Consider the following 8627-nt stretch of genomic DNA (forward strand, 5'->3'; position numbering starts at 1 on the left):
TATGTTGCTACAACAAACGATAGAGCACCTTAATACTTTAAAGCTCTATGGGATGACGGCTGAATTACAACGACAGCTTAACAGTCCTGACTCATTACGTTTAGTATTTGATGAACGCCTGGCTCTATTGAGTGATGCTGAGGTTAACGACCGTGAAGCACGGCGACAAAACCGAGCAAGAAAAGCTGCCAAGCTAACGTTAACGCATGCCTGCGTCGAAGATATAAACTTTCAGGCATCACGAGGCCTTGATAGAGAGCAAGTAAAATCACTGTTTGACTGTGAGTGGTTAACACGGTCGCAGCATATTTTGTTAACAGGACTAACCGGAGTTGGTAAAAGTTATATTGCGTGTGCATTTGCTCAACAAGCAATGCGTAAAGGCTATGCGGTCTTGTTTTATAGAACGCCACGATTGTTAGAGGATATGGAAATTGCGCGTTTAGATGGTTCACTTCCAAAATTTAGAATGAGATTGTTGAAGTTTAAGTTACTCATATTGGATGATTGGGCACTTGTGCCTCTTAATGATTATGGTAAACAAGACTTGCTGGAAATTATTGAAGATAGAACAGGGAAAGGCTCTTTAATTATCACCTCTCAGCTGCCAGTTGAAAAATGGCATGAGTACATTGGTGAACCAACATTTGCTGATGCAATAATGGACAGGATCATTCATCGAGCACATAAAATTTCTATGCATGGTCAGTCCATGCGAAAAGAATTTGATCCCACCACGGGAGTACACTGCGATGGTGAATGACAATCCACTTATAAAGCCCGTCAATATTGATGACAGTTATATCCAGCAGGTTTTTAATTACTACATGCAATGTTATTTACACGATCCTGCAATGCAATTATTTGTTGGGCAGTCATCGCGTATACCACATGCCTTTCGTTACAGTGCTCATGTAGGTGTATGTAATCGTACACTTGGCAAACACATTTTAGCTATGCGTACATTAACAGGAGGTGCAATGCGAGGCAGCTTAAAGCGTAGCCAACTATTAAACCCAAGTGGGCATGAATTATTTCGCAGCTGCATTATTTTTCCCACAATGGATAAGCACAACCATGTAATTGCAGCCATTGGGTATCGTTATGGTCAACGTATACGCCATTGGCAATCACCTATTATACAGTGGCGTAAACCTGAGTCTGATAAGTATATAACCCAAGGTTTCAAGTTTATACAGGAGATGATTTATGGGTAAGCCAACCAGTAGGCGCATTTGGCTTTGCGTTAAATATTATCTGTGGTTATGCGAGGCTAAAGGGCAATCACCAGACACAATTCGCGGTAAGAAAGCAGGACTTAAAAAGTTTGCTCGTTGGTGCATAGCACAGCGTATTTATAGTGCTGACAAAATAGATTTAGACTTAATGGATGATTATATGGCTTATCTTAATTGCTATCGTAAAGCGCTTGATGGTAACCCGTTATGTTTAGCTCAAAAGCGAAACCTACTTACTTTTGTTAAAACATTTATTGAAAAACTTTATATGAAAGAACTACTTTCTACGAATGCATTGCAGCATATTGAATTACCAAGCAAAGGACGCGCATTACCCAAAGCGTTGTTCAGTGAAATTGAGATTGAAAAAATACTCTCACAGTCACTCCTGTTCGGTGTCTTAGGGTTACGGGATCGCGCTATTTTAGAAACTTTTTATGCCACAGGTATTAGACGAACAGAATTGATGAACTTAGATATTGATGATGTTGATCTAACCGCGCATTTACTTCGGGTTAATCGAGGCAAAGGGAATAAAGATCGTATTGTCCCCATCAGTAAACGAGCTTGTGAATGGATCACTCTCTACTTAGGGAAAATACGCATCAACATGGCTAGCCTTAGTACAGGAAGCGCATTATTTCTTGCTAATAATGGTAGGCGTTATTCAGCCAATAAATTATCTGAAATGGTTGCGCGGTATGTCAAACTAGCAGGGCATAAACGAGCTGGAGCATGTCATTTATTTAGACATGCCACAGCGACTATTATGCTTGATAACGGTGCTGAGCTTCGTCATGTTCAAGAAATGTTAGGGCATGCCAATATATCAACAACGCAAATATACACACACGTATCACGGAGTGTTTTAACAAGTACCTACCAGCGCAGTCACCCGTCTGCACTATCAAAGTCATCATTCTATTTGTAATAGCGACAGGATAAACCCAAGGCTTCAATGAGCAATACATTGAAGCCTTTGATATTAAGTGAGTAATGCTCTTTTGTTATTAAATAATGTGATTGTACGTGGAAAGCTATAATACTGAGTGGTATAGTTAGCCAAGAGTAAGGAATTTAAATGTATATCTTTAAATCAAAATGGTTCAGTAAGTGGGCTGAAAAAGAATGTTTAACCGATCATACTTTGCAAGAGACGATACGTGAACTTGGAGAGGGACTTAATGATGGTGAACTAGGCGGCCATGTTTATAAAAAACGAGCAGCAATTCAAGGCCAAGGTAAACGTGGCGGGTTTCGTACTATTGTTGCGTTTAAAGTGGGTGATAAATCATTCTTCATGTTTGGTTTTTCTAAAAATCAACGAGATAACATAGGTAAAAAAGAGTTAAAGACACTGAAGTTGATGGCAAAAGAATTACTTGGTTATTCAGATATTCAACTCAAAAAAGCCATTGAATCAGGTGAATTAATAGAGGTAATAAATCATGAGTAATAGTATTTTAGATGTCATGCACGACACCGCAAAAGGGTTGACTGATGCGGGTGTAATGGATGTGCAAACAATGCGGGAATTTGATGTGTTATGCCTACCAGAAATAGAGCGCTATGATGCTGCACATATAAAAGCGATACGAGAGAGAGCTCATGTTAGTCAAGCCGTGTTTGCTGCTTATTTAAATACAAGCCCTTCGACGGTTAGATCATGGGAGCAAGGTGGGAAATCACCAAAAGGAGCGTCTTTAAAATTACTCAACCTAGTGGCGCACAAAGGGCTAGATGTACTTGCTTATTAAATTCATTGTACACTGAGCACTTAATATCACTAAGACGTTCATTTAAATCATTACTTTAATAAGATTAACCCTGTGGATCATAAAGCCAATTACTGTATATGCAGGCACGATACTATGATCCAGTCATAGGTCGTTTCTATTCTAATGATCCTGTGGGTTGGACTCCATCTAACCCTGTGATGTCATTTAACCGCTATCTATATGCAAACAACAACCCATATAAGTACACTGATCCAAATGGTGAATTTTTAGATGCCATTGTTGATTTAGGCTTCATAGCATATGACCTTTACGACATGGCTACTAATGGTGTTAATGCAACGAACTCAGCATCATTGGGGGCTAATGTTGCCGGATTATTTATTCCGGGAGCTACTGGTCTTGGACTTGCAGCGAGAGCTGGTGATAAAGGTGTAGATGCGGCAAATGCATTACGCAGGACCTGCTGTTTTGTTGCTGGTACTCAGGTTTTAACTGAAGGCGGCTACAAAAATATTGAAGACGTAAAGTTAGGTGAAAAACTATGGGCGAAAAATACTGAAACAGGTGAACAGGACTGGAAGCCTGTAACCAAAATTTTTGTTGAACCAGACCGTGGAATTTTTGAAATCAAATTAGTTGCTGGCGATGGATTTGAACAGAAAATCCAAGCAACAGATGACCACCCTTTCTATGTACTTGGTAAGGGTTGGAAACAAACCATTGAATTAAAAGTCGGTGATAAGATTGAAACTGACGGTAATGGTTCTATGGAAGTTATTAGTGTTATTGATGAGCAGCGCGTTGACCTTACGTACAACTTTACTGTGGCAGATTTTCATACGTACTATGTTACGAAACAGAATGTACTAGTACATAACTGTAATAGTGGATGGACTTCCAAAACAGAAATGGTTGACCCTAAAAATTTAGTGCCAACTCAGTCTAAATCTGAAATGTCCGGTTCCCAAGTTAAAAAACTTACTAAAAACATGGAAAAGAATGGCTTTGTACAGAAAGCTGGAGACGACCCTGTGTCTGCTGTTAAAAATCCAGCCACTGGCAAGCTAGAACTGCAAGATGGTCATCACCGGACGGCAGCAGCAAAAAATGCTAAAGTTGACAAAATACCTGTCGAAGTGTGGGAGAAATCACAATGATAAAAGGAAAATACAAAGCCGCTTTTATCATCTTAAAAGGCGTTGGGCGAGAACTAACAGATGATGGGTGGGAGTTTACAGATAATTCAGGATTTCATCAGGATACATTGACTGATATTAAAGACTTCCTAGGGGATTATGTTAGCGAGCTACCAAATTCTGTTGATAAAAATCAGCTCAAAGTTGAGGTCTTTCAGCTTGATGATGGGTTAATAGAATCGATTTATATAAGAGACTATACCTCCAACATGTCTTACATTGAGAAAATTAAAGGATTGCTAGAAAATAACTCTCAATTAGAGCTTTTTGTACCCTAGTCTTTTTTGAATCCAAAGCCTCGACCTCAGGTGAGCGGGGCTTTTTTATCCGGCTCTTGTGGCTTGGTGTTTGTTTTCAAAAACAGCAGCTCAATGAAAAAATCCGTTTGGTGCCAAATTGGGGTAGCTGGCTGGAAAAAAATTACTCAGTCTGGATCAATTTGATTCAAAAAATCGTCACCATCAACAAGGTCATTTTCATCTAAATCTTGAAATCGCATTTTGACCAGCGCGAGCTTTTCAATTTCATCAACATCACAGTCAAGGTGATCTTCGCATCGAAAGATAATTTTCTTTCTAATTGCATTGGGACGTTCTGGCGAAGGAGCAACTATCTCAGTTCTGATATCGACATGCTTTCTGTGACAAGCAGAGCATTCTGCATTGTGAAAATCAATTGTTCGGGTTGTCATGATGATATCCTGCTTGATTTTTAATGAAATACACGTAAGCGTATAGCTAACGGCACCTAGCTTTGCTTAATGTTCCAAGGTAGCAGTGGCGCTAGATTATCTGGCTGCTCAGCAAGGTGCTGTAAGCAAGTAGAGATATAGTCATGCACCACAAGGTCATTTGCCTTTGCGGTTTCAACAAGACTGTAGAGTATGACGCTGGCATGCGCGCCATTGCAAGCATTTGAGAATAGCCAGTTTTTTCGCCCTATCACGAACGGTTTTATTGCTCGCTCTGCACGGTTATTATCAATACTGAGCCTGCCATCATCGAGGTAACGCCTGAATTTCTCAAACTGATTTATCGCATAGCTAATTGCTTTACCTAGCGCCATTTTGGGAGGGATTTTATCTTTGTGCTTGAGTAGCCATTGATACAATTCATCAACGATTGGTTTCGCTTTTTGTTGCCTAACATTGAATTTTTCATCGTGCGTTTTATCTTTGATGCTTTGTTCAATACCGTAAAGTTTGCCTATCAGGTTGAGTGCAACATCCGCTTTACCTGTTTTTTTATTCTTCCCTTTCGCTTCGATGAATTTACGACGGATATGGGCTAGACATGCCACGAGTGTTGCTTTTGTTTGCTCGTACGCCTTGTAGCCATCTACCTGCATATAGCCTTGATAACCATCAAGAAAATCAACCACACAGTGTCCTGCGCGACTGTTATGATAATCAAACAGGACAATATTCGTGCCTTTACCCTGTTTATCATCGCCACAACAATACAACCACATATAGCTGGTCGCTTTATCTGCGTTAATAACGTTGAGCGGGGTTTCATCACCATGAATAACTGCTTGCGATAACAACGCCTCTTTTAAGCGTTGATACAAGAGGGACAGCAGGTCTGCGCAGCGTAGCATCCAACTCGACATGGTTTGCCTACTCAACTCAATACCGATATCGGCAAACAATGTTTCTTGACGATAAAGCGGTAAGCCAAACTGGTATTTACACATGATTATTTGGCTCAGCAAGCTGGGCGTTGCGATGCTTTTTGGGATCGCTGTTGTGGGCATAGGGGCGGTTTTTACCACACTTTCAATGCCTTCACGCTCACAGTGACGTCACGTATATTTAGGACGAATGGTTTTGATAACTTTGATATCCGCTGGCACAAACTCGAGCGCTTCACTGCTGCTTTCACCCATTTTATGTAGTGGGCTGTGACAGCAATCACACATTTTGCCATCCTCTTCAAGGTCAACAATCACCTCAATTCGCGGTAACTGCGCCGGCAGTGGACGGCGTTTCGGTTTGGCTTTTTCTTTCTTTACTGAGGCCGGTGTCGCCAATAGCGCTTTATCATGTTCATCAAGAATATCTTCTGCTTCATTGAATACTTCGCCTGCCCCCGGCATCTTTTCAGATTTCTTGGCGTATTCTTTGGCAAGCTTAGCGTTATAAGCTTGCAGTAATTCGTGAATTTGCGCATTTTTTCAGCAACGACTTGTTGCAACTCAAGCACCATGCGCTTGAGTTGTTCTGGGTCGTCAGGAAGTGAGTGTACATCAATTTTCATGTTCGCAATTTAACAGAATTTGACGCTGTTTTCTTGCTTGACGCAAAGATAAAACAGACGGTGTGGCAACGAGCATTTACTGTCAATATGATCGATTAGATCATCGATTGATACTGCAATTCTTCATGACCAAGCACATCATATCCCGACAACAACCAATCCAGTTGCGCTGGACTGAGCTCAAATTCTTGCAGACTGGTTTTGTTTGGCCATTTGAACTTTTGCTTTTCTAACCGCTTGTACCACAAAGCAAAGCCTGTTTTATCCCAGTAAACCAGCTTGAGTTTATCTTTCGCTTTGTTGCAAAATAAAAATAAAGCGCCAGTATAGGCATCACGTTCAAGCTCACCTTCAACGAGTGCAACCAGACCATCAATCGATTTTCGAAAATCCACAGCATCGCGGTGTAAGTAAATACACTTAGGTTCAACAAACATTTTCATCAGGCAAGCTCGCGTAGTAATTGGCCTAGATAAGATGCAGGCGTTGTGGGAGGCAAACTGACATTTACTTTTCCGACTTCGAGGGTAATCGACCGTTGCTGTTCGGTGGCGTCAACGTGTTTAGCTACTTTAGCGCGAACAAAGCAGCCTGATGATTCATTAAGCTTACTTCGTGCGGCATAAAAGCTTGTTTTTGATAACGCATGTTGCTGACAATAGTCAGAGATAGTTAAATCGCTGGCTTGTTGTTCTTCAATAATACTGCGCCATTGTTCAAGGCTGCGTGTTTTTCTCATGACTATCTCCTCATTGAAATTCGGAAATAGCTTAATCATTTTGGTGAGAGACTGGCAGGTGCATTTTGCTAGACGCTTACTATACAACACACAATTTGTCTGGAAAACCATTTTCCAGAGCCCTAAAAAGTCCAAATTTCTTTTCGATTTTTCACTTTTTCTGGAAAAGTCTTCTAGAATTGGTGAGATGTAGGTTTCCAGAGCGTTTCCAGATTTAGATGTACAGAGTAATTTGTAGCACAACGTCAAAATAAGTATAAACAAGTGATGCAGCGCTCAGTTCTGCCACCCAAGCTACTAATAATTGATGAAATAGACTATTTACCGTTTAGTGCTCAGGAATCTAAATTATTGTTTGATGTCATTGCAAAGCGCTATGAAAAAGGGGCGGTCATACTCACCAGTAATCTCCCATTTGGCCAATGGGGGAGCATTTTTGCGAATGATACAGCGTTAACTTCAGCGATGTTAGATAGAATTTTACACCACTTACATATTGTTCAAATTAAGTGGGAAAGTTATAGGCTCAAAGAAAAGAAACAAGCCTGATTAATGGCGAGCTTCATTATTCAAATGGTGGAGTAAATCACTTTTTGGTTGTTGTTGACAATTATCAAGAAGCAGAAAAAGGTATTAGCAATTATTTGATGAAATATTATAACTGGCATAGACCACGTAACCATAATCAAATGGTTAGCGCTGTTGTAGCAGAAGAAAAATTTAATTCACTATCCTGAATTAGTTGACCCAAACATTTATATTGATTAAAATATTTAAAATAGTCTTGGCTCTATTTTTTAGCTATAAACCCCTGCTCAATAAGCACTGTTCAAGCAAAGCTTAGCAAAAATATAAATAGACCTGTACTTCCCCCTTATAATAATCACATCGTTAAGCGAAAAAACAGGCTTATAAGCAGATTAACCAACTTTAGCGCCTAATGAATTTGAGCTTAGACATCAATAATCTAGAACTGTGATCAAAGTTAGTTGACCATTACATTACTTAATTGGTCGAATTTTAAATCAATCTAAAGAGAAAATAAAAATGGAATATATAGTTGGTGAGATGTATTTCTGTCTAAAGTACTATGATGACTTTTTGTGCCTTCCTTCAATTGAACCTTTACTTTATTTAGGAAAAAACCTCCAAGGTTTTCATGAAGGTAAAATTGAAGATGAGTTGTACTTCCAACGACTGGAAGATGTCCATAATAATGGCTGTATTCTAGCTGGAAAAGGAAAGCGCATTGACTCCTTTGATCTAGATTGTGAGATATTAGTGATGTCGTTGGAACGTCTAAACGAGCAGTTATTATTGTGCATCGAAAGGCAGCGTAAGTATCTAATGTTTAGTTCAAATAGATAGTGTTATTAGAGATCGTTGAAATGAACGATCTCAAAAAAGAAAGTGAGGTTAAAACACTGGGGTAAAAAAGGACACGGGTAAAAAACGGT

At 39.8% G+C, this 8627-nt stretch carries 11 protein-coding genes and 2 pseudogenes; 9 read left to right on the plus strand and 4 right to left on the minus strand.

Features of this window, described 5'->3' with window-relative positions; genetic code table 11:
• Nucleotide 1 precedes the first annotated feature (1 nt).
• The 7 genes from istB (at nt 2) to P20495_RS05500 (ending at nt 4451) form a co-directional block, all read left to right on the plus strand.
• On the plus strand, nt 2-763 hold the full coding sequence (gene istB, locus P20495_RS05530) for an IS21-like element helper ATPase IstB (protein WP_008137805.1): 762 nt from the start codon (nt 2-4) through the stop codon (nt 761-763).
• Complete coding sequence (locus tag P20495_RS05525) at nt 753-1217, plus strand: hypothetical protein (protein ID WP_008137807.1); 465 nt, start codon at nt 753-755, stop codon at nt 1215-1217. Before istB ends, P20495_RS05525 begins: the two co-directional genes overlap by 11 nt.
• Nucleotides 1210-2169 carry a tyrosine-type recombinase/integrase gene (locus tag P20495_RS05520; protein ID WP_008137809.1) on the plus strand — a complete coding sequence of 320 codons (960 nt, stop codon included), beginning with the start codon at nt 1210-1212 and terminating at the stop codon, nt 2167-2169. Before P20495_RS05525 ends, P20495_RS05520 begins: the two co-directional genes overlap by 8 nt.
• Nucleotides 2170-2319: 150 nt before the next feature.
• On the plus strand, nt 2320-2694 hold the full coding sequence (locus tag P20495_RS05515) for a type II toxin-antitoxin system RelE/ParE family toxin (RefSeq protein WP_008137810.1): 375 nt from the start codon (nt 2320-2322) through the stop codon (nt 2692-2694).
• A complete protein-coding gene (locus P20495_RS05510; protein ID WP_008137812.1) occupies nt 2687-2995 on the plus strand; it encodes a DNA-binding transcriptional regulator in 309 nt (102 codons plus the stop codon). The genes P20495_RS05515 and P20495_RS05510 overlap by 8 nt, the downstream gene beginning before the upstream one ends.
• 98 nt (nt 2996-3093) lie before the next feature.
• Nucleotides 3094-4134 carry a polymorphic toxin-type HINT domain-containing protein gene (locus P20495_RS05505; protein WP_033016156.1) on the plus strand — a complete coding sequence of 347 codons (1041 nt, stop codon included), beginning with the start codon at nt 3094-3096 and terminating at the stop codon, nt 4132-4134.
• Entirely contained in the window at nt 4131-4451 is a 321-nt protein-coding gene (locus P20495_RS05500) for a hypothetical protein (protein WP_008137816.1), read from the plus strand. Before P20495_RS05505 ends, P20495_RS05500 begins: the two co-directional genes overlap by 4 nt.
• A 146-nt stretch (nt 4452-4597) precedes the next feature.
• Here P20495_RS05500 and P20495_RS05495 read toward each other — a convergent pair whose 3' ends face one another.
• The 4 genes and pseudogenes from P20495_RS05495 to P20495_RS05485 form a co-directional block, all read right to left on the minus strand.
• A complete protein-coding gene (locus tag P20495_RS05495; RefSeq protein WP_008137819.1) occupies nt 4598-4864 on the minus strand; it encodes a hypothetical protein in 267 nt (88 codons plus the stop codon).
• 56 nt (nt 4865-4920) lie between these two features.
• Nucleotides 4921-6431 (minus strand): annotated as a pseudogene (locus tag P20495_RS20840) (IS66 family transposase).
• A 95-nt stretch (nt 6432-6526) separates the two neighbouring features.
• Complete coding sequence (gene tnpB / locus P20495_RS05490; protein WP_008137825.1) at nt 6527-6874, minus strand: IS66 family insertion sequence element accessory protein TnpB; 348 nt, start codon at nt 6872-6874, stop codon at nt 6527-6529.
• Nucleotides 6874-7170, minus strand: a complete 297-nt coding sequence (locus tag P20495_RS05485; protein WP_008137828.1) for a hypothetical protein — start codon at nt 7168-7170, stop codon at nt 6874-6876. Before P20495_RS05485 ends, tnpB begins: the two co-directional genes overlap by 1 nt.
• A 237-nt stretch (nt 7171-7407) precedes the next feature.
• Between P20495_RS05485 and P20495_RS05480 the strand changes: the two are divergent.
• Nucleotides 7408-7719 (plus strand): annotated as a pseudogene (locus P20495_RS05480) (ATP-binding protein); the annotation flags it as partial.
• Between the two features lie 498 nt (nt 7720-8217).
• On the plus strand, nt 8218-8538 hold the full coding sequence (locus tag P20495_RS20850) for a hypothetical protein (RefSeq protein ID WP_033016158.1): 321 nt from the start codon (nt 8218-8220) through the stop codon (nt 8536-8538).
• Nucleotides 8539-8627 lie beyond the last annotated feature (89 nt).

The organism is Pseudoalteromonas sp. BSi20495 (assembly GCF_000241185.1).
Taxonomy (GTDB): Bacteria; Pseudomonadota; Gammaproteobacteria; order Enterobacterales; family Alteromonadaceae; genus Pseudoalteromonas; species Pseudoalteromonas fuliginea.

Coding starts and splice junctions, on each gene's coding strand:
- P20495_RS05505 (WP_033016156.1), top strand. CDS start 3,094: ATGCAGGCACGATACTATGATCCAGTCATAGGTCGTTTCTATTCTAAT.
- P20495_RS05515 (WP_008137810.1), top strand. CDS start 2,320: ATGTATATCTTTAAATCAAAATGGTTCAGTAAGTGGGCTGAAAAAGAA.
- P20495_RS05520 (WP_008137809.1), top strand. CDS start 1,210: ATGGGTAAGCCAACCAGTAGGCGCATTTGGCTTTGCGTTAAATATTAT.
- P20495_RS20850 (WP_033016158.1), top strand. CDS start 8,218: ATGGAATATATAGTTGGTGAGATGTATTTCTGTCTAAAGTACTATGAT.
- P20495_RS05500 (WP_008137816.1), top strand. CDS start 4,131: ATGATAAAAGGAAAATACAAAGCCGCTTTTATCATCTTAAAAGGCGTT.
- tnpB (WP_008137825.1), bottom strand. CDS start 6,874: ATGAAAATGTTTGTTGAACCTAAGTGTATTTACTTACACCGCGATGCT.
- P20495_RS05525 (WP_008137807.1), top strand. CDS start 753: ATGGTGAATGACAATCCACTTATAAAGCCCGTCAATATTGATGACAGT.
- istB (WP_008137805.1), top strand. CDS start 2: ATGTTGCTACAACAAACGATAGAGCACCTTAATACTTTAAAGCTCTAT.
- P20495_RS05485 (WP_008137828.1), bottom strand. CDS start 7,170: ATGAGAAAAACACGCAGCCTTGAACAATGGCGCAGTATTATTGAAGAA.
- P20495_RS05495 (WP_008137819.1), bottom strand. CDS start 4,864: ATGACAACCCGAACAATTGATTTTCACAATGCAGAATGCTCTGCTTGT.
- P20495_RS05510 (WP_008137812.1), top strand. CDS start 2,687: ATGAGTAATAGTATTTTAGATGTCATGCACGACACCGCAAAAGGGTTG.